This window comes from Corynebacterium sp. p3-SID1761 (assembly GCF_055862885.1).
Genome location: NZ_JBSQBJ010000002.1, coordinates 1 through 23,596 on the forward strand (window position 1 = coordinate 1; position 23,596 = coordinate 23,596).

Consider the following 23,596-nt stretch of genomic DNA (forward strand, 5'->3'; position numbering starts at 1 on the left):
GGAAATCGGTGTTGAGGAGTGCTCTAGTGAAAGCATAAAAAATCCCGACCGTCTGCATCTCTTGCAGCCGATCGGGGCTCTAATTTGCTCCCCCAACTGGGCTCGAACCAGTGACCTTTCGATTAACAGTCGAATGCTCTGCCAACTGAGCTATAGGGGATTAAGTTGTATGAGCTTCGGGGCGAATGCCCTTGCCCTGTGCAACGAGAACATACTCTATATGCCAGTGGTGCAAACAGACAAATCGGCAGTTCAGAGGGGTAGTTTAAGGCGTATAAAGCGTTGAAGGTGGGGTATATGCGTGCGTGTGTAGGTCGGTGTGGTTGAATCTTCTGTGAGCGAGCCGCTCTCGTAGAGTGGCATGGCTTTACTGGGGCTATAGCTCAGTCGGTTAGAGCCGCGGACTCATAATCCGCTGGTCGCGGGTTCGAGCCCCGCTGGCCCCACCATAAACAAGGACGGTGTGCACTTGGGCAGGTGTGCACCGGTGAACACTTCAGACCCGTATGTGGTGCCGCTGTTCTCGCGGATCATTGAGGAGCAGTTTGCATTCCTGCGGCGCGAGGTGCAGGTGGGGTAGGGGTTGACGTTAGTTCTCAGGGGCATCCCCGCTGGCAAGTTGCACGCTTTGCCGCGACCTTGTTGAGGTCATCAATGTCAGTGATACCAAAGAGATTGTCTGGTGCTTTGGTACTTTTCTCCTTCACTACTCCGTGTTTTTGCCTTGGCGATGCGCTGGCGGAGGACTTCGGCGCGTTCGCTGTCGCCGTAGCCATCGCGTTCCAGTACTTGCAGTACGGCTTCGTCGCCGGTGAGTTCTCCTCGGAAGATGCGGCGAATGTCTTTTTCATCTTGGTCTGTCATGGTGTATCCGGCCATCGTCATGGAGGCGCGGACGGCAGCGACCTTCTGATCTTCGGTGCGGTTATCGGTGGTCATAGTCCTTACTCCTTTTGGGTCGGTGGGATCATCCCCGCTGACGCGGGGAGCACCGGCGTAACCCCCCTAAACCTCCAACCCCTCAATCCCGTGCAGCGTCACCGTCTCGGAGAGTGCAACGCGACCCGGATCCGTCTTGAACACCGGGCTGGATTCATCCGCACGGCCGAAGGTCAGTGCCGTCACCAGCTTGTACTCCTCATCCACGCCCAGGAACTCGCGCACCGTCGGCGCCAGTAGCGAGATCATGCCCTGCGGCACACCGTGGTAGCCGTGGGCAGTCAGGGAAAGCAGGAAGTTCTCCGCATACGTTCCCTGGTCAAACGCTGCGCGAATACGGTCGCCCATCGGCGGAATAAACATCAAAGCCGAGTACGGCGCACCAAAGAAACGCAGGTTCTCGCGGACGAATTCCGTGCGCGCCTCCTTATCCTCACGCGCAATGCCCAACAGGCCGTACATCTTCGCCGCCAGCTCCTGCGAACGCTGCGGGTGCACGCCCTCGCCATAGTCAATAGTGAAGTCGGGGTTCAGACCATTGGTGTCGAACTCCTCAATCAAGGCGGCGCTCAAGTCCTTCAGCTTCTGGCCACCAATCACGTGGACATTCCACGGCTGTGTGTTGGAGTTCGAGGGCGCGGATTGGGCGTCAAGAAGAATCTCCTTGATGTCCGCCGCCGGGATAGGGTCCGGCAGGAACGCGCGAGGGGAGTGACGGTTACGTATAAATTCAGAAAAATTCATGACCGTCACCGTACGCCTCCCCGCTTCATTGAGTAGCGACCCCGCCGACTTTCATCCGGCATCGTCCCCGCTTGAAGAGCTAAAACGCCACACAATGCCGAACAAGGGTGAGCCATCTTCCTTTGATTACTTAAAAGTGATGCGCATTACTTAATATGTCTTTTATGTCTACACCCACTGTTTCTAAGCCAATGATTGAACTCAAAGGAGTGAACAAGCACTTCGGTGAGTACCACGCCCTTCGAGACATCAACCTCGAAGTACCGGCAGGTCAGGTCGTCGTCATCCTCGGCCCCTCCGGATCCGGTAAGTCCACGCTGTGCCGCACCATCAACCGTCTCGAAACCATCGACGAGGGCGAGATCCGCATCGACGGCGATCTGCTGCCAGAAGAGGGCAAGGAACTTGCTAAGCTGCGCGCGGAAGTTGGCATGGTGTTCCAGCAATTCAACCTATTCAGTCACATGACCATCCGGGACAATGTGACGCTGGCTCCCACTAAAGTCCGCAAGATCAGCAAGGAAGCCGCGCGCAAAACCGCCGACGAGTTGCTGGATCGCGTGGGTATCGCAGCGCAGGCTGACAAGTACCCGGCCCAGCTCTCTGGCGGCCAGCAGCAGCGCGTGGCCATCGCCCGCGCCCTGGCCATGGATCCGAAGGTGATGCTCTTCGACGAGCCGACTTCCGCCCTGGACCCAGAGATGATCAACGAGGTCCTGGACGTCATGACCGACCTGGCTAAGGGCGGCATGACCATGGTGGTCGTCACCCATGAGATGAGCTTTGCTCGCCGCGTAGCCGACCGCATCCTGTTCATGGCCGATGGCGCCGTCGTCGAGGACACCGACCCGGAGACCTTCTTCACGAACCCGCAATCCGATCGCGCCAAGGACTTCCTGGCGAAGATCGTGAGCCACTAGTTCGGGAAGCGAGTTTGCACATGTCTACTTTGAAAAGCGCAATCAAGCGGCTCACGGCTGCTGTGGTTGCCACCACAACGGTGGTGACGCTTGCCGCGTGTGGATCCGGTGGCGCCCGCGACCTACTGGCGGACATCGAATCCGGCCACGTTGTCCTGGGCACCAAATACGACCAACCCAACCTGGGCGAGCGCACCCCCGATAAGCAATTCGCCGGCCTGGATACCGACGTATCCCGCTACGTCGTGGAATACATCGCAAAGAAGCACGGCTGGGCCACGCCAGAAATCAAGTGGCGCGAAACCCCATCCGCGCAGCGCGAGACCCTCATCAACAACGGTGAGGTCAACATGATCACCGCGACCTACTCCATCAATAAGGGTCGCCTCAAGGCCGTCGACTTCGCCGGCCCGTACGTGGTGACCCACCAGGCGCTACTGGTACGCGAAGATTCCGGCATCAAGGGGCTCAAGGACATCGCACCGGGTACTCGCCTGTGCTCCGTATCCGGCTCCACCCCTGCACAGAAGGTGAAGGACGCACTGCCGGAAGTGCAGCTGCAGGAGTTCGACACCTACGCCGCGTGTGCAGAGGGCCTGAAGCAGGGCGTGGTGGATGCAACCACTACGGACGCGACCATTCTCGCGGGCTTCGCGCAGCGCTACCAGCAGCGCTATGGCGAAAACTACAGCGTGATCCAGCTCAAGAAGGACGACGGTAGCTACTGGACCAACGAGCGCTACGGCATCGGCCTGCCCAAGGGCGATGACGAAGCCAAGGCTGAGGTCAACGAAGCGCTGAACGAAATGCACGATTCCGGCGAGTTCCAAAAGATCGTCGCCAAGAACCTGGGCGACAACGTGGATCTCGGTGAAAAGCCGGAGATCGGCGACCTGTCGTTCGTCGATAAGAAGTAGGGAAGGAGGAACGCACTATGAACCCCGAACTATGGTCCGAGATGAAGCCCGAACTGCTACCGGCATTCTGGGTAACCATCAAGTTGACGTTCTTCTCTGCGGTGGGATCAATGATCTTCGGAATCATCCTGACCGCAATGCGCGTGAGCCCCGTGGCCATCCTGCGCAACCTGTCCGCGTGGTACATCAACATCGTTCGTAACACCCCGCTGACGTTGATCATTCTGCTGGCCTCCATGGGTCTGTACTACAACCTCGGCCTGCTGCTGGCGGTGGAGAACGATTCCTTCATCGAAAAGCAGAACTTCCGGTTGGCGGTTCTGGCCTTCGTGGCCTACACCTCCTGCTTCGTGGCCGAGTCACTACGCTCCGGCATTAATACCGTGCCCTTCGGCCAGGCCGAAGCCGCCCGTTCCCTGGGCCTTAGCTTTGGTCAGAACTTCCGCCACGTGATCTTCCCGCAGGCTCTGCGCGGCGCGATCGTGCCACTGGGCAACACTCTGATCGCGTTGACGAAGAACACCACCATCGCATCCGTGATTGGTGTGGCCGAGGCCTCCCTGTTGATGAAGACCCTGACGGAGGACTACGCCAGCGACATCCTGGTGATCTTCGGAGTCATCGCAATTGGGTTTATTATCTTGACGCTCCCCACCGGTTTGTTCTTCGGTTGGGCAGGTAAGCGATGGGCGGTGAAGCGCTAATGTCTGTACGCGCAACTGTTTTGTATGACGCCCCAGGCCCCAAGGGCCGCAGGCTCAACTCAATCCTGACCGTTATTACGGTCGTAGTAGTCGCGGCGATCCTGGTTCTAGTTGGCTTGAAGCTCAACGAGAAAGGCCAGTTCGAATCCGCAAAGTGGTCCTTCTTCCTGGAAGGATCAACCTGGACGACGTACATCATCCCCGGTTTGATCTCCACGATCGGTGCGGCCGTGGTCTCCATTGTCCTGGCTATTGCCATCGGCGCCCTGCTGGGCGTGGGGCGCCTATCCATGGCCGCCCCGGTCCGCTGGATCTGCGGCATCATCGTGGAATTCTTCCGCTCCATCCCGGTGCTGGTGCTGATGCTTTTCGCCTACGCCGTATTCTCCCTGCTGCAGCTGGTGCCTTCTAACTGGCTAGGCTTCACGGCAGTGGTGTTCGGCCTGACGATGTACAACGGCTCCGTGATCGCCGAGACCCTGCGCTCCGGTATCGAATCGCTACCGCGCGGCCAGCGCGAAGCCGCTATCGCTTTGGGCTTGAGCCACCGCCAGTCCATCTTCCTGATCCTGCTGCCACAGGCCGTGGCAGCTATGTTGCCTGCGATCATCTCCCAGATGGTCATTGCGCTAAAGGACTCCGCGCTGGGTTACATGATCGGCTTCGTGGAGGTTGTCCGCTCCGGCCGCCAGCTGGGTGAGTACTACGGTGCGATGATCCCGGCGCTGATGCTGATTGCTGTAATCATGATCCTGATCAACATGGGTCTGGCGAAGCTGGCCGAGCGTATCGAATCCCAGCTGCGCTCTGGCCGTGCACGCCGCAACATTGTTGCAAAGGTGCCGCACGAGAAGGAACAGGGTATCGAGACGAAGGACAATGCCTACGTGGACTGGCACGCAGAGGGCCACAAGGACCTGCGTACCACCTTCGAATAACCCCCTACCCGGCTGTGCCTCTAGCGCAGCCGGGCCTAACCCATGGCCTCCCATAGTCGCTGGTTGAAACCATCCCAGCGCTGCTTGGCCCAGTCGCCGAAGTCCTCATCCGTGAGGACGACGGCGGCTTTCTTTGTTTCCGGGTGGAACCATAAGAATGTTCCCGACTGGCCGAAGTGCCCCGCTACCGTCATGGGCATCTTTTCGCCCAACCAGTGTGGCGATTTCTCACCGTGCAGTTCAAAGCCCAGTCCCCACGGGCAGGGCTTCTGCATTCCATAGCCGGGGACCACTCCGGAAAGCTCCGGCCACTGCGGTTCCAGCGCCTCGCGCAGGGTGGTGGGAGCCAACACTGTGGGCGTCAAAAACTCCGCACACAGTGCCGAAAGAGCGTCAACCGAGGCGGAAAAACCGTGCCCCGCGCTGCCCTCGATCGTGACCTTAATCCCCAACGGTGCGCACACGCCCTCGGCCACGTAGTCCGCGAAAGGCATGTCGGCTTCCGCGGCGATGAAGTCCGCCAGCACCTCGTAGCCCGCCGAAGAGTAGATCCTCCGAGCACCGCGCGGCTTTTCCGGGGAGCGGCCGCGGAAACCAATGCCACTCGTGTGCGCCAGCAACTCGCGCACCGTCGGCAGGTCGTCGAACTCGGGCAGCAACTCCGCCGGAACCTGCTGATCCAGCTCGAAGGCGCCTTCCTCCACGGCCAACAGAGTGGCATAGGCGGTGATCAGCTTGCTCACGCTGGCCAGAGGGAACCGCGCTGCTGTGTCACCATAGGTTGCCGTAGTGCCGTCCCACAGCGCCGCCGCGGCTACGTTGTCTACGGGCCATTCCTGCAGCTCGGCGAGTACGTTCTCCACAGCACTGGCCGTGCCAGCCGCCTCCGCACTCACTTGTCCGCTCACTTATCCACCAGGCCAACCAGCTCGTCGATGGTCTTCACTCGGTTGATGTCCTCGTCCGGCACTTCCACGCCGAACTCCTCTTCCAAGCGCACGGCAATATCCATCAGGGAGAGCGAGTCGATGTTCAGGTCATCGCCCAGGCGCTTCGAGCCTTCCAACTCGTCGCGCTCGATGCCGGTCGCGTCCTCCACGATGTCGAGCACGGTTCCGCGCTTATCTGCTTTATCGGTCTTGCCGGCCTTGCCTGCAGAGTTAGCCTTGCTGTCAGCCTTATTGCCGGCCTCGGCGTTGGCGCTGTCCTGCTTCAACTTCTTCGACAGCGCTGCTGCCAGCTGGTTGTTTTCCTCAGCCATCTTCGTTCCTTCTCCTGCAACTAACGCGACCCGCGCGCCGCGCACTAAGCTACAAAACCTATAGCAACCGTTAGCTCGCTATAGCTCGCTTCAGCTCGACCAAGTCGTGCGCGCTTTGGCGTTTGTACACTCATCCTAACAATCTTGCGGAGGTCCTTCCCATGCGTCTTACCACCGCCGTCCGCAACCTCGCCAGCATTGTGCTGCGCGACCCGCCCGCCGTCCCCGGACTGCCACGCGCCCGGTGGATCCACCGCCTCGCCATGGACGACGGCGCCAAGGTCGCGGTCCACGAGGTGCGTTCTTACTCTTTTTCTTATGAGGACGCCCCCTCGTCCGCACCTACCACCCTCATCCTCGTACACGGCTTCAACCTGACGGCCGCCTCCTGGTTTTTCCAGCTGGCCGCGGTGCGCGAGATACCGAACCTGCGCATCCTGCTGCCGGATCTGCGCGGCCACGGCGCCAGCGAAACCACCCCTGGGCCGAACGGCCCGCAGCCCATGCCGGGCTTGGATATTGAACGCACTGCCATCGACTTGGCCGAAACCATCCGCACACTCGCACCCACGGGCAGGCTGATCCTGGCTGGCCACTCGATGGGCGCGATGACAGTCCTGGGCGTATTGCGCCACCTAAGTAGGGAAGACCGCCAGCGGATCAGCGGCATCGCGCTGGTCAACGGGGCGATTGATACTTTCGCCGCCAAGGGAGTATCGCGGATTCTGCACTCCCCGATGGTGCGTGCGGTGCGTTGGCTGGGGGCACAGAGCCCCAGCCAATTGGAATGGGCAAAAAGCCTGGTGGAGTGGGCCATCAAGCCCGTTATCGCCGCCTTTATTTACCACGGCTCGTTGGACGACGGCGCCTCCGACGACTTCGATGTGCTGAGTTTCCACGCCAACGAGATCGCCAACACCCCCATGCCCACCCTGCTGGGCTACCTCGACGACCTGACGGATCACGACGAACTCGCCACCGCCGAGCTGCTTGCCGACATCCCCGGGGAGATTCTGGTCGGCGCAATGGATGACGTCACCCCGCCCAGCCAGAGCCGACGCATCCACGAGCTGTGGCCCCGCGCCGACCTGCACGAATACCCGGAGTCCGGGCACATGCTGCCGGTTGAACGCCCGGAGGATGTCAACCGGGCGCTACTAAACCTGCTGGGCTAGTTGGTAGCGGTCGGGTCGTCGATCTGGAAACGCTCGGCCGCCTCCGCAGCCACAGAGCGCTCGATCTTGCCCTCGCGCGCCAGCCCCAGCAGCACGCCCACCACGATGGACTCCGCATCTACGTTGAAGTAACGACGCGCCGCCTCGCGGGTATCCGCAAAGCCGAAGCCATCGGCGCCCAGCACAACGTATTCGCCCGGCACCCACTTGCGTACCTGCTCCGCCACGGTGGTGGCGTAGTCGCTGACGGCCACGAACGGACCTTCCGCAGCCTCCAGCTGCTGGGTGATGAACGGCGTGCGCGGCTCCGCCGACGGATCGCGCAGCTGCTCCAACTCCACGGCCTGGCCGTCGCGGGCCAGCTCGTTCCAGCTGGTCACAGAGAACACGTTTGCGTCGACGTCGAACTCCTTCAGCAGTTCCTTCGCCTTCAACGCTGCCGTCATGGCCACGCCAGAGGCCAGAATATTGGCCTGCAGCTCAGCTGAATCCGAGGCGGCGTCATAAAGGTAAATGCCCTTGTGCAGACCCTCCACGTCGAGGTCCTCCGGCTCCGCCGGCTGGTGGATCGGCTCATTGTAGGCCGTGATGTAGTAGATCACGTCCTCGCCGCGGCCATCGTTGCTGTTCTCGCCGTACATGCGCTCGATGCCACGGTGCACGATGTGGGCGATCTCGTAGGCAAACGCCGGGTCGTAGGTCACCACGGCAGGGTTTGTGGACGCCAACACGGGGGAGTTGCCGTCCATATGCTGCAAGCCCTCGCCTGTCAGCGTGGTGCGGCCTGCGGTGGCGCCGATCAGGAATCCGCGAGACATCTGGTCGCCCGCCGCCCAGATTTCATCGCCGACGCGCTGGAAGCCGAACATGGAGTAGAAGATGTAGAGCGGGATCATGACCTCGCCGTGCGTGGCGTAGCTGGTGCCCGCGGCAATGAAGGACGCCAGAGAACCGGCCTCCGAAATGCCCTCGTGCAGGATGTGGCCGTCGGTGGCCTCGCGGTAGGAAAGCATCAGGTCGTGATCCACCGGCGTGTAGCTCTGGCCGTGCGGGTTGTAGATCTTCAACGTCGGGAACCAGGAGTCCATGCCGAAAGTACGCGCCTCATCAGGCACGATGGGCACAATGCGCTTCTTCAGCTCATCGTCGCGCATAAGATCCTTGAACACACGGACCAACGCCATGGTGGTGGCGACTTCCTGCTTGCCGGAACCCTTGCGGGCCAGCTTGGCGATGGATAGATCCGGCATCTTCAACGGGGTGAACTTTTCGCGGCGCTCCGGCAGGAAGCCGCCGAGTTCCTTGCGGCGGTTCACCATGTACTTGATCTCCTCCGCGTCCGGGCCGGGGTGGAAGTACGGCGGCAGGTACGGATCCTTCTCCAGCTCCTCGTCGGAGATCGGAATGTCCTGCTTATCGCGGAAGAGCTTCAGATCGTCCAGCGTGAGCTTCTTCATCTGGTGGGTAGCATTGCGGCCCTCGAAGTTGTGGCCCAGGCCGTAGCCCTTAATGGTGTGCGCCAGGATGACGGTCGGCTGATCCTTGGTCTCCAGGGCACGCTTGTAGGCGGCGTAAATCTTGCGGTAGTCGTGGCCGCCGCGGCGCAGGTGCCAGATCTCCTCGTCTGTCATGTCCTCCACCAGCTTGGCGGTGCGCGGATCCTTGTTGAAGAAGTACTCGCGGACGTAAGCGCCGTCGTTGGCCTTGAACGTCTGGAAGTCGCCATCCGGAGTGGTGTTCATGGCGTGAACCAGGGCACCCTCTTCGTCGCGGGCGAACAGCTCGTCCCACTCGCGGCCCCACACGACCTTGATGACATTCCAGCCTGCGCCGCGGAAGAAGCTCTCCAACTCCTGGATGATCTTCGTGTTACCGCGCACCGGGCCGTCCAGACGCTGCAGGTTGCAGTTGATGACGAACGTGAGGTTATCCAGGTTGTTCAGCGCAGCGGTTTGGATCAGGCCGCGAGACTCCGGCTCATCCATCTCGCCATCGCCGAGGAAAGCCCAGACGTGCTGCTGGGAGGTGTCCTTGATGCCACGGTCATGCAGGTAACGGTTGAAGCGCGCCTGGTAGATGGCATCCATCGGACCCAGACCCATGGAAACGGTTGGGAACTCCCAGAACTCCGGCATGCCGTGCGGGTGCGGGTAGGAGGGGAGGCCATGGCCAGGCTTGGAGGCCTCCTGGCGGAAGGCATCCAGGTCCTCCTCGCTGAGGCGCCCCTCAAGGAAAGCGCGGGCGTACATGCCCGGGGAGGCGTGACCCTGGAAGAAGATCTGATCGCCGCCGCCTGGGTGGTCCTTGCCGCGGAAGAAGTGGTTCAGGCCGACCTCGTACAGCGGGGCGGCGCCGGCGTAGGTGGAGATGTGGCCGCCCACCCCAATACCCGGGCGCTGCGCGCGGTGCACCATGATGGCCGCGTTCCAGCGGATCCAACGGCGGTAGCGCTTTTCGATTTCCTCATCACCGGGGAATTCCGGTTCCTGGGTGGTGGGAATGGTGTTGACGTAGTCGGTGGAAAGCAGCGGAGGGAGGGGGACTCGCTTGGCGGTTGCACGCTCGAGCAGGCGCAACATTAGGTAGCGACCGCGATCGGGGCCTGCGGATTCCAGCAGCCCGTCCAGGGAATCCATCCATTCCTGGGTTTCCTCCGGGTCGGAGTCGGCCAGGTACGAGGCCACTCCATCGCGGATTAAAGCAAAGTTGCTGGAATCGTAAGCGCTATTGTTTTCTTCTGCCGAAGCGGACATGTGTTTCGTCCTCCTAGGTTCCATGGGTTACGGGCGCTTGAGGGTAAGCCCCTTGTGTTTCCCACACTACGTCAAAGTCCCGTTAGAAAACCTTCGGAGATAACGGGATTGTGTTAGGTTCAAAAATGAAGATTTTTAACCACACCAGCTGCGATAACTTCGCTACTAGCTAGACGGCGGAACTATGCACGGCTGGCTTTCCCAGAAAGGTACGAAAAAACAGTGGCAATAGCCCCCGGTTCGGCTTCGAGCTCTGCAGGCTCCGCTGGCGGTGCACACGGCATCGACACCAAGAGCGCACAGGGCACCAAAGGCGCACAGTCGCAGGACGGACGCGATTGGGCCAAGGTGCTCAACGTGGAGTCCGACTACCTGATCCAGGAGATCGGGTGGGACGAGGACTGTGACAGCAGCATCAGCGAAGCTCTGGAAGACGCTATTGGCGACGCACTGTTGGACATCGACACCGACGAGGTCGTCGACGTTGTACTTCTCTGGTGGCGCGACGAGGACGGCGACTTGGTCGATGGTCTAGTCGACGCGACCCGCAGCCTGGGGGAGGACGGCAGCATTTGGCTGCTGACCCCCGCGAAGGCAGATGCTGGCCGAGTGGAACCGGGCGTGATCGCCGAGTCCGCGCAGCTGGCTGGCCTGGTGCAGACCAAGTCCGAGCGACTGGGGAACTGGCAGGGTGCCTGCCTGGTTTCCTCTGGCACTAAGCGCTAATTTCCCTAAGTGTTAGCGATTTAGCGCTAATCACCTTGCGTGCTTTTGGTGCTTTTGGTGCTTTTACCTGCGGTTTCGTTGTTTTGGTATTGGACGTGCTAGAGTCATTAACGCTTCAAGCGAAGCCGCGGTTTCGACGTAATCGAAGCAGTGCGCGCCTTTAGCTCAGCTGGAAGAGCAGCTGGTTTACACCCAGCAGGTCGGCGGTTCGAACCCGTCAGGGCGCACAGATTTCACCCCGCAGTCACTTTTGACTGCGGGGTGGTTTGTTTTTGGCCGGAGGTTTGCTTAGCGCGCCTAGGGAAACATTTGGCCACTTCGCGCGTCGTGAGAATAATGGGATTCATGACTTCCACGAAGCGCAGCGGTTGGCGAAACTTCCTCACACCCGGATGGGTCATCACTGCCATCCTGATCATCGCCTTCACCTACACCGCATTCAGCTTCTTGGCCCCCTGGCAACTGGGAAAGAACAAGGATAAAAACGCCTTCAACCAGCGTCTTGAACAATCCCTGCAGGTTGATCCCGCCCCGATCAACGAGGTGATCCCGGGCGACGGGGGATCAGTGGGCGTCGAAAAAGAATGGACCAGAGTCGCGCTACAGGGCCATTTCCTGCCGAACAAAGAGGTGCTGCTGCGCAACCGTCCGGTCGACTCGACTCATTCTTATCAATCGTTGACGCCCTTTCGCCTCGACAGCGGCCAGACTGTTCTGGTGCATCGCGGGTGGGTTGCCGTGGAGGGGAACGGGGCTGCGCCGCGGTTGAAGGATGCGCCGCGGGACGACGTGAAGGTGACCGGGTTTATCCGCATGAGCGAGGCTGTGCCGGATGCGAAGCCAACGAAGGCTCAAGGGTATACGCAGGTCACAGGTATGTCGACGAAGCAGATTTCCGAGGCGACGCAGGAGAAGCTGGCTGCGGATTATGTGCAGTTGGATTCGGAGAGCGTGGATCGGCTGAACGGCATGGCTGGTGACGGTGCGGGTGCGCCGGATCTGCAGGCGCTACCACTGCCGCATTTGGATGGCAGCACGAACTTGTCCTACGGGATTCAGTGGATTGCGTTCGGCATTCTGGCGCCGGTGGGGCTGGGGTGGTTTGTGTATGCGGAGATGCGAGAGCGCCGGCGTGAACGCGAGGAAAGCGCCGAGGTCGCCCGCCTCAATGCCCAGGTCAGCGGGGGTGCTGGCGGGGACGGTGCTGGTGGCGCTGACGTCGGTGACGGTGCTGGCGGGGACGGTGCTGGTGGCGCTGACGTCGGTGATGGTGCTGAAGCAGCTGCTGCAGCCGATGCCAAATCCCAGCGAAGCGACGCGAAATCCTCCTTGATCAGGGACGAAAGTGCTTCCGGCGAGAAGTCTCAAAAGGAGCCCAGAAAGCACACTGACCTGGCTGATCGTTACGGAGGAACCCGCTCCCGGTTTGAGGAACTCCGCGCCGAAAAGCGTGGCAAGGAGCGTTTCTAGGCCAGCCGGTTAATCTCACCGGAGGCTTGGGCGTATCGCACTGAGTCTTTCATGCTGATGTCGTTAGATCGGGAATGTGTGGGGCTTCTAGGGGTGGGAATGTCGTTGAATCGGGAATCTGTCAGCGCTCGGATCGTTTTGCAAATTTGCGCAACGTTCTGACCTGCAGGTTTATCTGGATGAAAACGGTTTGTGGTAACACATTCCCGATCTAGCGACATTTGGCAGGGGCGGGCAGTCGGGTACCCGGGTTTTGCCGCCGTCAGCCACCAAGTACCGCAGCCAACTTCCTACCGCCCTAGCTGCTCCTGCACATACGCGACAATTCCCGGCACAGCGGCCTCAATCTGTTGCCCGACCTCGGCAAAATCCGAGCGGTGGCCGTAGTACGGGTCGGCGACTTCGGCACCGGCGGGGGAGTCGGCGTCGAAGCTACGGAACAGGCGAATGCGATCCGCATCCACACCCGCATTGCGCAGGCCGCGCACATGCCCGTCGTCCATGGCCAGGAAAAGGTCGGCGCCCATATGCGCAGGTCCGAGCTGTGCCGCGCGGTGGGTTGTGCCGTCGTAGCCCAATGACGCCAACTCGTCCACGGCCCGATCGTCAGCGCCGTCGCCGATGTGCCAGCCGCCGAGTCCGCAGGAGTTCAGGGTCACGGGTGCGTCAGCGGAACCGGCAGCACCCGCGGAACTGGTAGCTCCAGTGGAACCGGTAGCACCAGTGGATTCCGCGGCTGGGGAGTTGCTGGTGGCGATCCCGGCGTCCTCGAGGCCAGCACGGAGGATGACCTCGCCCATCGGAGAACGGCAGATATTGCCCGTGCAAACGACAGTAATGTGCATTGAAATCCTTTCTTGCCCTGATTCCTTTGTCCTGAATCCTTTGTCCGGATTCTTTTGCTCTGATTTTCTTGCCCTGATTCGTAGGACCGACTTCTAGAGCAGCCTCCCAGCCCGGATCTTTACCCCTCGTTGGCCCAGCGCTGCACCAGCGCGTCTAGCTCCGCGGGAGTGTCTACGGTGTAGGCGGCCTTTGCGCGCTCTTCATCCGAGCCATATCCCCAGCCCACCAGCACCGTCGGAATGCCCGACTGTGCGGCGCCCTCCACATCGTGGATGCGGTCACCGATAAGCAGCATCTTCGTCGGGTCGAGGGCCTGCAGCCCCTCTTCCGCACTCATGTGAGCCAGCATCTCGCGCACCTCGTCAGCCTCTTTCAGCTGCTCTAGCGCATATTCGATCACGGCGGCTTTCGAGCGGCGGGTGCCGTCCTCCTGCGCAGCGCCGAGCACCGCGAAGTACTTCATCATGTCGTGCTCGCGCAGGATCCGCTCTGCGGAAACCTCGGACTTCGACGTCGCCGTGGAGAGCACAATGCCCTCGCCGGACCACTTCTCCAGCAGCTCGCGCATTCCCGGGAAAGGGGTGGCCTCGCGCCAGCGCCCATCCTGCTGGTCTGCCAGATATGTGTCGAAGACCTTCTGCAGCAGTTCGCCTTCTAGCCCAATGTCCGCCAGGGTCTCGACCATCGGCGGGCCGGGGATCTGCCGCACCCGCTCCTCGGGTGGTACCGGCACCCCGTGTGTTTCCAGCGCCTTAACGAAGCTGGCGCGGATGCCGGGGTAGCTATCCATCAAGGTTCCGTCTACATCTATAAGCAGAATTGGTAAATCGCGCACCTTTCCAGTCTGTCAGATCTAGCTAGGCTGGGTGGGACAGAAGATTTAGCCGTCCCAGGAGAACCCTCGTGTCCGCTGCCGAAACTACCGCTCAGCCCGCTCAGCCTGCCCAGCCCGCCGAAACTGCCGCAACCACCGTCGCCGACGTCGTCGCTGCCCTCGATGCTGCTTACCCGCCCCACCTCGCTGAATCCTGGGATGCGGTCGGCCTGATCTGCGGCGACCCCGCCGAGCCCGCCGACAAGGTTGCCTTCGCGCTGGACTGCACTGATGCCGTAGTGGACTCCGCCATCGAGCTGGGCGCCCAGATGCTGGTCGTCCACCATCCGCTCCTGCTCCGCGGGGTCACCGCCGTGCCCGCGAATTCTCCGAAGGGCCGCATCGTCCACAAACTCATCCGCCACGGTATCGCCCTGTTCGCCGCGCACACAAATGCCGATTCCGCCCGCCCCGGCGTCAACGATCGCCTGGCCGAACTCCTTGGGGTAACCCCGGGTGCTGCGCTGCGTCCGATTCCTTCCGGCACAGATAAGTGGGGTTTCACCGTTCCTCTTAGTGACGCCCCTGCGGTGAAGTCCGCCATCTTTTCCGCAGGCGGCGGCGCACAGGGCGACTATGAGCAGGCATGCTTTGAGTTCTCCGTCACTGGACAGTTCCTGCCTACGGAAGGGGCGAACCCGCACCTCGGGGTAGTGGGAGAAGTGGAAACGGTCGAAGAAGTCCGCATCGAGTTCGTCGCCCCCGCCGCGAAGCGGGAGGCCATCCGCGCGGCTTTGATCAAGGCCCACCCCTATGAGGAGCCGGCATATGACTGCGTGGAAACCTCCCTGCCCACGCCCGCCGACCAGCAACTCGGCATTGGGCGCGTCGGCGAGCTGGATACGCCCATGACCTTGCGGGAGTTCACCGCGCGGGTGGCCGAGCGACTGCCCAGCACTGAATGGGGTGTGCGTGCAGCCGGAGATCCGGACGCCATGATCCGCACCGTCGCCGTCGCCAGTGGCGCCGGCGACAGTTTCCTGGGCCAAGTCGCCAAGATGGACGTGGACTGCTTCGTGACCTCCGATCTGCGCCACCACCCGGTGGATGAACACTTGCGCATGGGTGGGTGCCCCGTCATCGATACTGCCCACTGGGCTAGTGAGTTTCCGTGGTGTTCGCAGGCGGAGGGCGTCGTAAAGAAGGCAACGAAGGTACAGACCACAGTGATCGACGTGCGCACTGATCCGTGGACCGTGCACGAGAAGTAGCGAGCATCCAGGCAGACGAGATTGCCGACACCCCAAAGTTCATGTCCTGCCGCTGCGCTAGAGTGGCCTGAAGATTCGTTGAACAAGGGTGATCGAGGGTGATACAGGATGCGCTTGTACGTGGAGTGCGATGGAGGTTCCCGCGGTAATCCGGGCATCGCGGGGTGCGGAAGCTCGGTGCTGGACGGCGACCAAGAGGTGGCCGCACGTTGGGAGTTTATTGCCAAAGCCACCAACAACGTGGCGGAGTACCAGGGGCTGATCAATGCCCTGGAGCTAGCCATTGACGTTGCCGAGATCCAGGGGGTAGCTCCGAGTGAGCTGGAGATCGAGGTGCGCATGGATTCCAAGCTTGTCGTTGAGCAGATGAGCGGGCGCTGGAAGATCAAGCACCCTGACATGAAGCCCCTGGCCGCGCGAGTCAAGGACATTGAGTCCACTCTCGCCGCCGTCACCTACAACTGGGTGCCACGAGCGCAGAACAAGCGCGCCGACGAGCTGGCCAATCGCGCGATGGATGATCGGGTCGGGGGGCGCTGGTTTGATGACGCCCTTTCGTTCCAATCGGCCGCCACTCCAGAGCAAGGTGCTGCGGATGCCGATGCTGCAAGTACCGCAGCAGAGGATGCCGGTGTGCAGAGTTCGGCTGGTGCGGTGACGGATGCCGCGAGCTCGCCGGAATGGCACCCCGGAGGGGAGCCGACCCGTCTCTGGGTGCTGCGCCACGGACAGACGGAAATGAGTGTGCAGGGACAGTTCTCTGGGCTGTCCGATCCGGAGCTGACCGCTCACGGGCGCGAGCAAGCCCAGCGGGCCGCTGTTTATGTGGCCGGGCAGTTGGCTAGGCGCCTGGCGGGGCGACCGGCTAGCGGGGGAACTGGCGCAGATGCCAGCTCCAGTCCTGGTCCAGTGGCTGTGTACAGCTCCCCGCTGCAACGCACCCGCCAGACAGCGGAGGCCGTGGTCGAGGCTATTGGACAGACCAGCGCGGCCACATCGCGCATTCAATTTACTGAGTCTCTCATCGAGATGGACTTTGGAGACTGGGAAGGGCGCACCTTCACCGAGGTCATGGAGCAGTTCCCCTTAGAACACGATGCCTGCCTGTGGGATAGCTCCGTCGCACCCAGCGGAGGCGAAAGCCCCGACGAGGTGTTCGACCGCGTGCGCTCCTTCCTGCGTGATGTTGCGCGCAACCACCCGGGCGAGGACGTTGTGGTGGTCAGCCACGTGACTCCCATTAAGTCCATGCTGCGCTACGCACTGTGCACAAGTGGTGCGTTGTATCGCACGCTGCACTTGGACTTGGCAGGATTGAGCGTCATTGAGCTCTTCGGTCCAGATGAGATGGCTCGTTCGGGCAAGCTGGGCGTCAATAATGACAGCGCCGTGGTGCGACGGGTCAACGACACGCACTACCTTCACTAAGAAGTGGTGCGCTAGAGTAAAACCTTGTCGAGACGGTCGGGCGATCGCGGCGCGCGGAACCACCCTGCACACGGGGCAGGCCGGGCGCGGAGGAAAGTCCGGACTCCACAGGGCAACGGTGGTTGCTAACAGCAACCCGGGGTGACTCGCGGGAACAGTGCCACAGAAAACAAACCGCCCGCCATGCGCGGGTAAGGGTGAAAAGGTGCGGTAAGAGCGCACCAGCGCCCCAGGTGACTGGGGTGGCTAGGTAAACCCCACCGGGAGCAAGGTCAAGGTGCTCGCACGCGCGCTATCCCAGATGGCGCACCAGCGTGCGGCGTAGCTCTAGGGCTGCCCGCCCAACCATGAGCAGGTAGGCCGCTTGAAACCCATCAGCAATGGTGGGTTCAGATGGATGATCGCCTCGTCCTCACGCACTCCTGGCGTGCCCTTCGAGGTGCTGCGGGGTGTGCGGGGGATAGGACAGAATCCGGCTCACAGGCTGTCTCGACTTAAAAATTTTTTGGGGCTTAGGCGTGGCCGGGGTGGCGCGGTTGTGTCACTCTTGGAGGCATGAAACTTTTCGCCGCCGAGCTGAACTTCCGCACCATTGCAGAGGAATTCGAACTGCCGGAACGATTCCCCGAGGACGTTCACGCCGAAGCGTTGCAGGCCACGGACCGTCATGCAGACCAACGTCGTGATCTGCGGGATATTCCTTTTGTGACGATCGACCCCGCAGGTTCGATGGATTTGGATCAGGCGGTGAATATTCAGGACGCGCCGGGTGTTGCAAGCGGGATCAGCGACGGCGGGGCGGGAACCGACGGAGGAGCAAGCGCCGACGGCGGAGGTAATGCGGCGCGGTGGCGCGTGCTCTATGCAATCGCGGACGTTGCCGCGTTTGTTGATCCAGCCGGGGCGCTGATGGCGGAATCCCTCCAGCGTGGCCAAACCATGTACCTGCCGGACGAGCCCACCCGGCTGCACCCTGCGGAGCTCTCGGAGGGGAGCGCCTCGCTATTGCCGGATCAGACTCGCCCGGCCGTGGTATGGGATATTTTGCTGCGCGCCGACGGTGAGGTCGCGGACTGCACCGTGTACCGCGCGCTGATTCGTTCCGTGAAGCGCTTTGATTACACAGAGGTGGAGGCGGACATGAAGGGTGGTACTTTGCACCCCGCCATCGCGCAGCTGCCCGAAGTTGGTCGCGCGCGCCAGGGATCTGATCTGCGGCGTCAGGCAATAAACCTGCGGTTGCCCTCCATTTCGGTGGAGCGAGTAGAGGCCGAGGACGGTTCCGAGCGGTACGAATTGGAGATCGACGAGCGGTTGGAGATGAACGACTTCAACGCTGAACTGTCGCTGCTTGCCGGTATGTGCGCGGGCGAGATGATGGTGCGTGCGGGCGTGGGTATCCTGCGCACACTACCGCCCGCCGGGGCAAAGGACATTGCCGCCTTCGACCACGGCGCGCGGGCGTTAGGGTTCAATCGGTCCGGCCGCCCGATCGGGGAGTTGCTCGCTGATATTGACGCCTCTACGCCGCGCGGCATGGCACTTATGCGCGACGCGCAGAGTCTTCTGCGTGGGGCGGGGTATCAGCACTTCGGGCTGGTCGGCGGGGGTGCTGAGGCTGGCGCATCCGAGCCCGGAGGTGCCGACGGGGCGGCCAGCGCGGGCGAGGCTGCTGCCGTAGAGCCCAGCATCCATGCGGGGATCGGCGGCCACTACGCGCACGTCACCGCACCCCTGCGCCGACTGGTGGACCGCTTCGCCACAGAAATCTGCCTGGCGATCGCCAGTGAACAGCCCATCCCGGAGTGGGTCACCGCCAACGTCGACCAGGTCCTCGGCACGATGAAATCCAGCGGTCAGACGGCCAGTGCCGTCGATCGCGCCTGCCTGGGGCTCACCGAAGCGGTCGTTTTGCAACCGTGGGTGGGCCAGAACTTCAACGCGACGGTGCTCAATAGCGACGGCGGAGACAAGGCGAAAATCTTGGTCGAGGAGCCGCCCATCTTGACGACTTGTGTGGGCGGCCCAGACGAGGCGTCAACAATTAAAGTAACCCTGATTAAGGCCGATCCGGCAGAGCGAAAGGTGCGTTTCGCCTGGCCAGCCGATTAGAACGGGGGTTGTCCGGCGCGTGTGGTACACATGAGTTTATGAGCGAAAACGATGCGCAGAAGTGGTACTACGACACGAAAACCGGCCAGGTAAGCCAGGACAAGGACGGCGCCTGGGAGAACCGCATGGGGCCATACGACTCTCGTGAGGAGGCCCAGGCGGCCATTGAGACTGCGCAGCAGCGCACCAAGGAGGCCGAGGAATACGACGCGGAAGAGAATGACGACTAAGGATCCTAGCGCGGGCGCCGGGTGCGATGGCGCGGACGCTGGGTGCGATAGCGCGAGTACGGACGAGCGTTCGTGGCTGGCGCGGACCTTGCTGCCTGAAGGGGAGGAACCGGACCCGCGCTTCACCCTGGCTAATGAACGCACGTTCCTGGCATGGATTCGCACAAGCCTAGCTTTTCTGGCGGGGGGCGTGGCGCTGGAGGCGTTCCGCTCGCCGAACGTGCCCGAGCATTTGTGGAGTACCGCAGCCGTGCTGGTGCTGGTCGTGGGCATGTTGATTGGCCTAGGCGCGGCGGTGCGATGGCTGCGCGTGGAGCGTGCCATGCGCACTGGTCGCGCTTTGCCGGTGCCAGCGATTGTGCCTTTCCTGGCAGGCGTGGCCGTGGTGGCATGCGCGGTTGTGCTGGGGTTTGTGATCTTCGGCGACTTTGGGATGGAGCTGTAAGTGAGGCGCCGGGCGGTGCCTGGGGCTGCGCGGGAGGTGTCACGCCAGGGTGCGCGGGAGGTGCCCGAGCGCCCGCACTCTGACCTGGGGCTTCAGCCGGAGCGCGCCAGCCTGTCGTGGCAGCGCACCGTGCTGGCGCTGCTGGTCGTTAGCGCGATGTTGTTCCGGTGGATCGGCCGCTACGGCGTGATCGTTCTGCCCGCCGCGGGAGTGTTAGTGCTGCTTGCGGCGCTGATTCTGCTGACCCAACGGCGCCGCTACCTGCGCTTCAGCGCCGGCCTGCGCGCCGAACGCCTCACCGCAAACGTCGGCTCGGTCGTTGCGGTGACTGCGGCTGTCCTGATCTGCGGCGTGGTCGCCGCCACCTTCGTTATTCTGGACGCCATCTAACCCCAACCGCTCCACCAAGTTAGGCGCCTGACCAAGTTGCCTTGCTTCATGCGTTCGGAGGCGGGTGAGCGGATTGCAGGGAATAGCTAGAAAGGCGAGTTTGTGGACTTTGACGTTTTCTACAGGACTTTCGACGTCTCTGACGTGGCACCAGGGGTCCATGTTATTGACTTGGTGTTTTATGCCTTCGTTCTTTTCTGTGCGTGTACAAGCCTTTTGATTTGGGTTTTGCTGATCGTCTACGCATCGCGGATTGGGTGGAAAGCACGGAATGCGCGGAATAGCAGAAACCCTGATGGGCAGCCTGGTTCCCTGGCGATTCCTTTGACAGTGATTTTTTCGACATATGCCGTTGTTGTTGCGGTATCCACCGTGCTGGTCGTTTTCCCTGGTCCGGTATCTGCGAAAATTTTCTCTATGGATAGGCATGGTAAAGGGGGAGGGGTCCCTTTGTTGGGAGGGGGCACCCCCATAGTCGCTGACGGTTTATCTGCTGACTGGGTAAAGATGGACCGGCGCAAGCCAACATTCATAGAAAAATATCACCAGGATATTCTTGTCGCTCTGTCACAAAACAGTGAGCTGCAGCAATACAATTTGCTCGGCTGCGAAGGTAAGTCAGCTGATAGAACTACTGCTAAAGGTACAGGTCAAGAAGCTGACCGTAGTGAAGCTGACCATAGTGCACCACAACAAATGGACAGAAACGGGATGTCCATACTGTGTGGTGGATATAAAGTCTCACCAGTTGCTGCGGAAAAGGACGGGACGACGTATCAGCTAACTCCGGTTTTCAAGTTCGGTGAGGATCCAGGCTTTGTCCGAAGAGCCGAGGGGGTGAGTCTGGAAAACTCCGCGGACGAAGGTTTGGCGGTCCGGTTCCACGTCTACGTCATGGAGAGAGCCGCCACCAAGAGCTAGTTTCAATAAAGTTTGGTTTCGCCAAAATGGGATTTTGGTATTGATTTTGGCGGACGCTGGGTGCCACGAAGTGCGGAATGTCGCTAGATCGGGAATGTGTTATTGGTTATGGTTTGCAAGTGTGAGAAACTGCAGGTCAGAGAGTTGGGGCTCGGGGGTGTGGCCTGCCGGGGTGCAGCAGAATCCCGATTCAGCGACATTTAGTCTTTGATGGGGTGTGGGAAAGGGGCTGTGAGGGCGAGGGCTGCCGGCAAAATGCCAGCTAGAAGCAGTGCTCCTCCGCCGGGAACGTCCCCTCAGCAACCTCGCGCTTGTAGGCAGCCGCGGCGGCGGTCAGATCCGCCCCCACCGAAGCCCACTGCTTAGCGAAGCGCGGACGGTGACCTCCAGCCGGGAATGCAGCCATGTCGTGCCACACCAGAACCTGCCCATCGCAGTCCGGGCCTGCGCCAATACCGATGGTCGGGATGGCTAGTTCTTGAGTTACCGAAGCTGCCACATCAGCCGGCACCATCTCCAGAACAACCATGTCGGCACCGGCTTCCTGCACGGCGCGGGCGTCGGCCAGCAGCTGCTCGGCGCCAGCCCCGCGGCCCTGCACCTTGAAGCCGCCCAGCTGGTTGACGGACTGTGGAGTAAAGCCGATGTGTGCACACACGGAGATACCGGCGTCAGTAATAGCGCGAATACGATCCGCCATCCGCACCCCGCCCTCGATCTTCACCGCGTGCGCGCCCGTGCGGTGCAGCATCTCGGAAGCAGCCTTCACGGCCTGCTCATCCGAGGCCTCATACGTACCGAAGGGCAGGTCAGCAACCACAACCGCATTGCCAGCTCCACGCACAACGGCAGCGACCAAGTACACCATCTCATCCATACTGATCCGCTGGGTCGCGTCATAGCCAAAGACGACATTCGCGGCAGAATCGCCGACCAGCATGATCTCCACGCCCGCCTCCGCAAAGGCCACGGCGGTGGAATAGTCGTAGGCCGTCAGCATCGCGAACGGCTCGCCGGAGCCCTTCCGCGCCTTCAGATCCGCGATGCGCACCTTCTTGGTGGGCACCAGGTAGCCGTTGGGGGTCGAGGCCGATGTTCCAGATGTTGCAGTCATGCTGTTCACTATAGTGACGCCACCTCGGCCTCCCCCAACGAAGCGGCCTCAGCGTGGGGCCTGCCAATGTGCCTGGATGAAGCGATTGCCAGAGTGGCACAGCAGGCAGGGCGAAACTTCTACAATGGAGGCTATGAATCGCCAACAGGAATATGTTCTGCGCACGCTGGAAGAACGCGACATCCGCTTTGTTCGCCTTTGGTTTACAGATATCCAGGGGTATCTGAAATCCGTGGCGGTGGTGCCAGCAGAGCTAGAGGGAGCTTTTGAGGAGGGCATTGGTTTCGACGGTTCGGCGATCGAGGGCTTTTCCCGTATTGCGGAGTCTGACACTATTGCGCAGCCGGACCCGTCGACGTTCCAGATTCTGCCGTTTAAATCCGACACCGGGGAGCTATCGGCACGCATGTTCTGCGATATTGCGATGCCGGATGGCACGCCGTCATGGGCAGACCCGCGCCAGGTGCTGCGCCGACAAATCAAGGCTGCCGCGGACCAGGGATTCAGCTGCTATGTCCACCCGGAGATCGAGTTCTTCCTGGTCAAGGAGCTGGAGACGAAGGGCTACCCGCCAGTGCCGACGGATAGTGGTGGTTACTTCGACCAGGCCGTCACCGACGATGCTCCGGCTTTCCGCGCCCATGCGATCAGCGCATTGGAGCACATGGGAATCTCCGTGGAGTTTTCCCATCACGAGAACGCACCGGGGCAGCAGGAGATCGACCTGCGCTACGCCGATGCGCTGACAATGGCCGATAACGTAATGACGTTCCGCTACCTGATCAAGCAGGTCGCCCGCCGCAATGGAGTGGCCGCGACGTTCATGCCGAAGCCGTTCCAGGAGCACGCCGGTTCGGCCATGCACACTCACATGTCCTTGTTCGAGGGCGATAACAATGCGTTCCACGACCCGGATGACGAGTTGCGCCTTTCCAGAACTGCGAAGTCCTTCATCGCGGGCATCTTGGAGCATGCCCCGGAGATTTCTGCGGTCACCAACCAATGGGTGAACTCGTACAAGCGCATTACGTCTGGCGATGAGGCTCCGCGCGCGGCGGCATGGGGTGCGTCGAACCGTTCAGCGATGGTTCGCCTGCCGATGTATACGCAGCACAAAGCGGCATCCCGTCGCGTGGAGGTGCGCTCGCCGGATAGCGCCTGCAACCCGTACTTGGCTTATTCAGTGTTGTTGGCAGCTGGCCTGAAGGGCATTAAGGATGACTACGAGTTGCCTGCCCCGGCGGAGGAGGACGTTTCCCTCATGACCCGCCGCGAGCGCATTGCCGCCGGTTACAAGGATCTGCCCTCCGACCTGAACAGCGCATTGCGAGAGATGGAGCGTTCCGAGCTGGTCGCCGATGCCCTCGGCGAGCACGTCTTTGAGTTCTTCCTACGCAACAAGTGGCGCGAGTGGTACGAGTACCAAGCACAGATCACGCCGTGGGAGCTGCGAAATAATCTGCCGTTCTAGGTCTTTT

Annotated in this window: 24 protein-coding genes, 3 tRNA genes and 1 other RNA gene; 19 read left to right on the forward strand and 9 right to left on the reverse strand. The window is 61.3% G+C overall.

Features of this window, described 5'->3' with window-relative positions:
- Positions 1 to 87 precede the first annotated feature (87 nt).
- A tRNA-Asn gene (locus tag ACWXWJ_RS01865) sits at positions 88 to 160 on the reverse strand.
- Between the two features lie 212 nt (positions 161 to 372).
- Between ACWXWJ_RS01865 and ACWXWJ_RS01870 the strand changes: the two genes are divergently transcribed.
- Positions 373 to 449: transfer RNA gene (locus ACWXWJ_RS01870), tRNA-Ile, on the forward strand.
- A 208-nt stretch (positions 450 to 657) separates the two neighbouring features.
- On the opposite strand, the gene ACWXWJ_RS01875 is transcribed toward ACWXWJ_RS01870, so the two are convergent.
- A complete protein-coding gene (locus ACWXWJ_RS01875) occupies positions 658 to 939 on the reverse strand; it encodes an antitoxin VbhA family protein (protein ID WP_434818833.1) in 282 nt (93 codons plus the stop codon).
- A 66-nt stretch (positions 940 to 1,005) separates the two neighbouring features.
- A complete protein-coding gene (locus tag ACWXWJ_RS01880; RefSeq protein ID WP_473963375.1) occupies positions 1,006 to 1,683 on the reverse strand; it encodes a nitroreductase in 678 nt (225 codons plus the stop codon).
- Here ACWXWJ_RS01880 and ACWXWJ_RS01885 point away from each other — a divergent pair.
- Genes ACWXWJ_RS01885 through ACWXWJ_RS01905 form a run of 5 tightly spaced genes read left to right on the forward strand, consistent with a single transcriptional unit; the run spans position 1,682 to position 5,162 of the window.
- Positions 1,682 to 1,837 carry a hypothetical protein gene (locus ACWXWJ_RS01885; protein WP_473963376.1) on the forward strand — a complete coding sequence of 52 codons (156 nt, stop codon included), beginning with the start codon at positions 1,682 to 1,684 and terminating at the stop codon, positions 1,835 to 1,837. The genes ACWXWJ_RS01880 and ACWXWJ_RS01885 overlap by 2 nt on opposite strands.
- A 37-nt stretch (positions 1,838 to 1,874) precedes the next feature.
- Entirely contained in the window at positions 1,875 to 2,603 is a 729-nt protein-coding gene (locus ACWXWJ_RS01890) for an amino acid ABC transporter ATP-binding protein (protein ID WP_473963469.1), read from the forward strand.
- Between the two features lie 20 nt (positions 2,604 to 2,623).
- A complete protein-coding gene (locus ACWXWJ_RS01895; RefSeq protein ID WP_448307241.1) occupies positions 2,624 to 3,520 on the forward strand; it encodes a glutamate ABC transporter substrate-binding protein in 897 nt (298 codons plus the stop codon).
- 17 nt (positions 3,521 to 3,537) lie between these two features.
- The gene (locus tag ACWXWJ_RS01900; protein WP_293791814.1) at positions 3,538 to 4,224 is read left to right on the forward strand and encodes an amino acid ABC transporter permease; all 687 of its coding nucleotides are present in this window, start codon (positions 3,538 to 3,540) and stop codon (positions 4,222 to 4,224) included.
- Positions 4,224 to 5,162: an amino acid ABC transporter permease gene (locus ACWXWJ_RS01905; RefSeq protein WP_448307239.1), complete on the forward strand. Its 939-nt coding sequence runs from the start codon at positions 4,224 to 4,226 to the stop codon at positions 5,160 to 5,162. The genes ACWXWJ_RS01900 and ACWXWJ_RS01905 overlap by 1 nt, the downstream gene beginning before the upstream one ends.
- Positions 5,163 to 5,197: 35 nt before the next feature.
- Here the strand turns inward: ACWXWJ_RS01905 and ACWXWJ_RS01910 are convergent, their stop codons facing one another.
- Together ACWXWJ_RS01910 and ACWXWJ_RS01915 are read right to left on the reverse strand one after the other, a co-directional pair.
- Positions 5,198 to 6,070: a serine hydrolase domain-containing protein gene (locus tag ACWXWJ_RS01910; protein WP_473963377.1), complete on the reverse strand. Its 873-nt coding sequence runs from the start codon at positions 6,068 to 6,070 to the stop codon at positions 5,198 to 5,200.
- Positions 6,067 to 6,423 carry an acyl carrier protein gene (locus ACWXWJ_RS01915; RefSeq protein WP_434825211.1) on the reverse strand — a complete coding sequence of 119 codons (357 nt, stop codon included), beginning with the start codon at positions 6,421 to 6,423 and terminating at the stop codon, positions 6,067 to 6,069. The genes ACWXWJ_RS01910 and ACWXWJ_RS01915 overlap by 4 nt, the downstream gene beginning before the upstream one ends.
- A gap of 161 nt (positions 6,424 to 6,584) precedes the next feature.
- Here ACWXWJ_RS01915 and ACWXWJ_RS01920 point away from each other — a divergent pair, with 161 nt between their 5' ends.
- Positions 6,585 to 7,598, forward strand: a complete 1,014-nt coding sequence (locus tag ACWXWJ_RS01920; RefSeq protein WP_473963378.1) for an alpha/beta fold hydrolase — start codon at positions 6,585 to 6,587, stop codon at positions 7,596 to 7,598.
- Here the strand turns inward: ACWXWJ_RS01920 and aceE are convergent.
- On the reverse strand, positions 7,595 to 10,351 hold the full coding sequence (aceE, locus tag ACWXWJ_RS01925; protein ID WP_473963379.1) for a pyruvate dehydrogenase (acetyl-transferring), homodimeric type: 2,757 nt from the start codon (positions 10,349 to 10,351) through the stop codon (positions 7,595 to 7,597). The two genes, ACWXWJ_RS01920 and aceE, sit on opposite strands and share 4 nt — an antisense overlap.
- 348 nt (positions 10,352 to 10,699) lie before the next feature.
- Here aceE and ACWXWJ_RS01930 point away from each other — a divergent pair, with 348 nt between their 5' ends.
- The 3 genes from ACWXWJ_RS01930 (at position 10,700) to ACWXWJ_RS01940 (ending at position 12,547) form a co-directional block, all read left to right on the forward strand.
- The gene (locus ACWXWJ_RS01930; protein WP_448307473.1) at positions 10,700 to 11,077 is read left to right on the forward strand and encodes a DUF3052 domain-containing protein; all 378 of its coding nucleotides are present in this window, start codon (positions 10,700 to 10,702) and stop codon (positions 11,075 to 11,077) included.
- Between the two features lie 154 nt (positions 11,078 to 11,231).
- Positions 11,232 to 11,304 (forward strand) — tRNA-Val (locus ACWXWJ_RS01935).
- Between the two features lie 118 nt (positions 11,305 to 11,422).
- Positions 11,423 to 12,547, forward strand: coding sequence for an SURF1 family cytochrome oxidase biogenesis protein (locus ACWXWJ_RS01940; protein WP_473963380.1), 1,125 nt, complete (start codon positions 11,423 to 11,425; stop codon positions 12,545 to 12,547).
- A 290-nt stretch (positions 12,548 to 12,837) separates the two neighbouring features.
- Here the strand turns inward: ACWXWJ_RS01940 and ACWXWJ_RS01945 are convergent, their stop codons facing one another.
- Together ACWXWJ_RS01945 and ACWXWJ_RS01950 are read right to left on the reverse strand one after the other, a co-directional pair.
- The gene (locus tag ACWXWJ_RS01945) at positions 12,838 to 13,392 is read right to left on the reverse strand and encodes a low molecular weight protein-tyrosine-phosphatase (protein ID WP_473963381.1); all 555 of its coding nucleotides are present in this window, start codon (positions 13,390 to 13,392) and stop codon (positions 12,838 to 12,840) included.
- A 119-nt stretch (positions 13,393 to 13,511) separates the two neighbouring features.
- Positions 13,512 to 14,228, reverse strand: coding sequence for an HAD hydrolase-like protein (locus ACWXWJ_RS01950; RefSeq protein WP_473963382.1), 717 nt, complete (start codon positions 14,226 to 14,228; stop codon positions 13,512 to 13,514).
- A 68-nt stretch (positions 14,229 to 14,296) separates the two neighbouring features.
- On the opposite strand from ACWXWJ_RS01950, the gene ACWXWJ_RS01955 reads away from it, so the two are divergent.
- The 8 genes from ACWXWJ_RS01955 (at position 14,297) to ACWXWJ_RS01990 (ending at position 21,004) form a co-directional block, all read left to right on the forward strand.
- Positions 14,297 to 15,478 carry a Nif3-like dinuclear metal center hexameric protein gene (locus tag ACWXWJ_RS01955; protein WP_473963383.1) on the forward strand — a complete coding sequence of 394 codons (1,182 nt, stop codon included), beginning with the start codon at positions 14,297 to 14,299 and terminating at the stop codon, positions 15,476 to 15,478.
- Between the two features lie 108 nt (positions 15,479 to 15,586).
- The gene (locus ACWXWJ_RS01960) at positions 15,587 to 16,906 is read left to right on the forward strand and encodes a bifunctional RNase H/acid phosphatase (protein ID WP_473963384.1); all 1,320 of its coding nucleotides are present in this window, start codon (positions 15,587 to 15,589) and stop codon (positions 16,904 to 16,906) included.
- Between the two features lie 28 nt (positions 16,907 to 16,934).
- Positions 16,935 to 17,402, forward strand: an RNA gene (gene rnpB, locus ACWXWJ_RS01965) — RNase P RNA component class A.
- A 59-nt stretch (positions 17,403 to 17,461) separates the two neighbouring features.
- Positions 17,462 to 19,018, forward strand: coding sequence for an RNB domain-containing ribonuclease (locus ACWXWJ_RS01970; protein ID WP_473963385.1), 1,557 nt, complete (start codon positions 17,462 to 17,464; stop codon positions 19,016 to 19,018).
- Between the two features lie 38 nt (positions 19,019 to 19,056).
- On the forward strand, positions 19,057 to 19,248 hold the full coding sequence (locus ACWXWJ_RS01975) for an SPOR domain-containing protein (RefSeq protein WP_473963386.1): 192 nt from the start codon (positions 19,057 to 19,059) through the stop codon (positions 19,246 to 19,248).
- On the forward strand, positions 19,238 to 19,693 hold the full coding sequence (locus ACWXWJ_RS01980; RefSeq protein WP_473963387.1) for a YidH family protein: 456 nt from the start codon (positions 19,238 to 19,240) through the stop codon (positions 19,691 to 19,693). The genes ACWXWJ_RS01975 and ACWXWJ_RS01980 overlap by 11 nt, the downstream gene beginning before the upstream one ends.
- A gap of 60 nt (positions 19,694 to 19,753) precedes the next feature.
- Positions 19,754 to 20,083: a DUF202 domain-containing protein gene (locus tag ACWXWJ_RS01985; protein WP_473963388.1), complete on the forward strand. Its 330-nt coding sequence runs from the start codon at positions 19,754 to 19,756 to the stop codon at positions 20,081 to 20,083.
- A 102-nt stretch (positions 20,084 to 20,185) separates the two neighbouring features.
- Positions 20,186 to 21,004, forward strand: coding sequence for a hypothetical protein (locus tag ACWXWJ_RS01990; protein ID WP_473963389.1), 819 nt, complete (start codon positions 20,186 to 20,188; stop codon positions 21,002 to 21,004).
- Between the two features lie 262 nt (positions 21,005 to 21,266).
- Here the strand turns inward: ACWXWJ_RS01990 and panB are convergent, their stop codons facing one another.
- Positions 21,267 to 22,118 (reverse strand): 3-methyl-2-oxobutanoate hydroxymethyltransferase, encoded by an 852-nt coding sequence (gene panB, locus ACWXWJ_RS01995; RefSeq protein WP_473963390.1) that lies wholly within the window; start codon positions 22,116 to 22,118, stop codon positions 21,267 to 21,269.
- A gap of 133 nt (positions 22,119 to 22,251) precedes the next feature.
- On the opposite strand from panB, the gene ACWXWJ_RS02000 reads away from it, so the two are divergent.
- The gene (locus ACWXWJ_RS02000) at positions 22,252 to 23,589 is read left to right on the forward strand and encodes a glutamine synthetase family protein (protein ID WP_448307210.1); all 1,338 of its coding nucleotides are present in this window, start codon (positions 22,252 to 22,254) and stop codon (positions 23,587 to 23,589) included.
- Positions 23,590 to 23,596 lie beyond the last annotated feature (7 nt).

Bases quoted from the DNA above. Each gene is read 5' to 3' on its own strand.
- ACWXWJ_RS01875 (WP_434818833.1), bottom strand. From the start codon at position 939: ATGACCACCGATAACCGCACCGAAGATCAGAAGGTCGCTGCCGTCCGC.
- ACWXWJ_RS01885 (WP_473963376.1), top strand. From the start codon at position 1,682: ATGACCGTCACCGTACGCCTCCCCGCTTCATTGAGTAGCGACCCCGCC.
- ACWXWJ_RS01880 (WP_473963375.1), bottom strand. From the start codon at position 1,683: ATGAATTTTTCTGAATTTATACGTAACCGTCACTCCCCTCGCGCGTTC.
- ACWXWJ_RS01890 (WP_473963469.1), top strand. From the start codon at position 1,875: ATGATTGAACTCAAAGGAGTGAACAAGCACTTCGGTGAGTACCACGCC.
- ACWXWJ_RS01895 (WP_448307241.1), top strand. From the start codon at position 2,624: ATGTCTACTTTGAAAAGCGCAATCAAGCGGCTCACGGCTGCTGTGGTT.
- ACWXWJ_RS01900 (WP_293791814.1), top strand. From the start codon at position 3,538: ATGAACCCCGAACTATGGTCCGAGATGAAGCCCGAACTGCTACCGGCA.
- ACWXWJ_RS01905 (WP_448307239.1), top strand. From the start codon at position 4,224: ATGTCTGTACGCGCAACTGTTTTGTATGACGCCCCAGGCCCCAAGGGC.
- ACWXWJ_RS01915 (WP_434825211.1), bottom strand. From the start codon at position 6,423: ATGGCTGAGGAAAACAACCAGCTGGCAGCAGCGCTGTCGAAGAAGTTG.
- ACWXWJ_RS01920 (WP_473963378.1), top strand. From the start codon at position 6,585: ATGCGTCTTACCACCGCCGTCCGCAACCTCGCCAGCATTGTGCTGCGC.
- aceE (WP_473963379.1), bottom strand. From the start codon at position 10,351: ATGTCCGCTTCGGCAGAAGAAAACAATAGCGCTTACGATTCCAGCAAC.
- ACWXWJ_RS01940 (WP_473963380.1), top strand. From the start codon at position 11,423: ATGACTTCCACGAAGCGCAGCGGTTGGCGAAACTTCCTCACACCCGGA.
- ACWXWJ_RS01945 (WP_473963381.1), bottom strand. From the start codon at position 13,392: ATGCACATTACTGTCGTTTGCACGGGCAATATCTGCCGTTCTCCGATG.
- ACWXWJ_RS01960 (WP_473963384.1), top strand. From the start codon at position 15,587: ATGCGCTTGTACGTGGAGTGCGATGGAGGTTCCCGCGGTAATCCGGGC.
- ACWXWJ_RS01970 (WP_473963385.1), top strand. From the start codon at position 17,462: ATGAAACTTTTCGCCGCCGAGCTGAACTTCCGCACCATTGCAGAGGAA.
- ACWXWJ_RS01975 (WP_473963386.1), top strand. From the start codon at position 19,057: ATGAGCGAAAACGATGCGCAGAAGTGGTACTACGACACGAAAACCGGC.
- ACWXWJ_RS01980 (WP_473963387.1), top strand. From the start codon at position 19,238: ATGACGACTAAGGATCCTAGCGCGGGCGCCGGGTGCGATGGCGCGGAC.
- panB (WP_473963390.1), bottom strand. From the start codon at position 22,118: ATGACTGCAACATCTGGAACATCGGCCTCGACCCCCAACGGCTACCTG.
- ACWXWJ_RS02000 (WP_448307210.1), top strand. From the start codon at position 22,252: ATGAATCGCCAACAGGAATATGTTCTGCGCACGCTGGAAGAACGCGAC.